Source organism: Kitasatospora sp. NPDC049285, from assembly GCF_040678815.1.
Lineage (GTDB): Bacteria > Actinomycetota > Actinomycetes > Streptomycetales > Streptomycetaceae > Kitasatospora.
Map to the genome: position 1 here is coordinate 1 of NZ_JBFAQR010000151.1, position 1,419 is coordinate 1,419.

General features: G+C 67.0%; 1 protein-coding gene. It reads right to left on the reverse strand.

The genetic code is table 11. The annotated features are described in order from the left end of the window. Nucleotides 1-54: 54 nt before the first annotated feature. Nucleotides 55-1,293, reverse strand: coding sequence for an IS256 family transposase (locus tag AB0K51_RS34820; protein WP_363462298.1), 1,239 nt, complete (start codon nt 1,291-1,293; stop codon nt 55-57). Nucleotides 1,294-1,419: the final 126 nt, after the last annotated feature.

Consider the following 1,419-nt stretch of genomic DNA (forward strand, 5'->3'; position numbering starts at 1 on the left):
GGTCACGTCCGCCGGAGTGGTGTATCGACGGCCACTCGGTGATCCGGTTTCAGGCTAGGCGGTCAAGGCTGTTGCAGTGGTCTCGTCGGGGGTTTCTCCCTCGATCGGGTGGAGGCGGCAGCGGCCGAGGATCTCGGATCCGATGTAGCGGCGCTGTTCGGCCCACTCGTCGCTCTGCTCGGCCAGGACTGCACCGATCAGCCGGATGATCGAGGAACGGTCCGGAAAGATCCCGACGACGTCGGTGCGACGCCGGATCTCCTTGTTCAGCCGCTCCTGCGGGTTGTTCGACCAGATCGACTTCCAGACCGTCCGGGGGAAGACGGCGAAGGCCAGCAGGTCCTCGCGGGCGTCCTCCAAGTGCTCCGCAGCCTTGGGGAATCGCTCGTCGAGGGTGGCGATGACCGTGGCCATCTGTTGGCGAACGGCCTTCGCGTCGGGCTGTTCGAAGACGGTCCGCAGGAGAGTGGCGACCCAGGGCTGGGCGGACTTGGGGACCTGCGAAAGCAAATTGCGCGCGTAGTGCGTTCGACACCGCTGCCAGGACGCGCCGGGCAACGTCGCGCCGATCGCGTTGACCAGGCCGGTGTGGGCGTCGGAGACCACCAGCTTGACGCCGGTCAGGCCGCGGGCGACCAGGGAGCGCAGGAAGGCCAGCCAGCCGGCTCCGTCTTCGGTGGTGGCGACGTCCAGGCCGAGGACTTCGCGTTGGCCCTCATTGTTGACGCCGACCGCGACCAGGCAGTGGACGTTGACGACGCGGCCGCCCTCGCGGACCTTCTGGGTGAGCGCGTCGACCCAGACGAAGGTGTAGGGGCCCTGGTCGAGCGGACGGTTGCGGAACTCCGCCACTCGCTCGTCCAAGTGCTTGGCCATGTCGGAGACTTGCGACTTCGACAACTGGGTCACGCCGAGGCTCTCGGCGAGCTTCTCCACCCGCCGGGTGGACACGCCGAGCAGGTAGCAGGTCGCAACGACGCTGATCAGAGCCTGTTCGGCCCGGCGCCGGCGCTCCAGCAGCCAGCTCGGGAAGTAGGTGCCGGAACGGACCCTGGGGATCGCCAGGTCAATCGTGCCAACCCGGGTGTCCCAGTCCCGATTGCGGTATCCGTTACGGGAGTTGATCCGGTCCTCGCCCGGGCGGCCGTACTCGCCGCCGCAGGCGCGGTCCACGTCGGCGGACATCATCGCCTCCGCGAACGTCTTCACCATCGCCCGCAACAAGTCGGGACTCGCCGAGGTGAGGTTCTCCTCCAACAAGGCGGCGAACGGCAGACTGTCGGGTGCGGTCATCGTGTTGGTCTCCTCTTCGTGACGTCAGACATCTCGAAGGATCAACCGGTGGCCGTCTTACGTTTCAGGCGACACCCGCTACCGGGACGAAACCCCCGGAACGGGTGGAACCCGTACACCACTTCC